1 protein-coding gene is annotated in these 240 nt (G+C 63.3%); it reads left to right on the plus strand.

What is annotated here, in order from left to right; all coding sequences use genetic code 11:
* A partial coding sequence (locus tag RRF55_RS27735; RefSeq protein WP_439419261.1) for a hypothetical protein occupies nucleotides 1-240 on the plus strand: 240 nt, incomplete at both ends.

Raw genomic sequence — 240 nt, forward strand, 5'->3', positions numbered from 1 at the left:
GGTATGTTCAACAACGACGGTATCTGGCCGCCGCGCACCTATGTCAACTACCGGCCGAGCCGCTACAACCCGAGGATCACCGGCGACTTGTTCCAGGCGCTGGCCGAGCGCCAACGCCAACGCAGCTTCGATGACGCCGACTTCATCATCACCAGCGACAGCCAGGTCAGCAAAGCCAAGTGGCGGGGCTACCTGCTCACCACCCTCAACTTGCTGGCACCGCTGTGCCTGGTGGTGCCC

Origin of the sequence: Klebsiella sp. K47, from assembly GCF_051858335.1 — a bacterium.
Taxonomy (GTDB): Bacteria; Pseudomonadota; Gammaproteobacteria; order Enterobacterales; family Enterobacteriaceae; genus Klebsiella; species Klebsiella pneumoniae.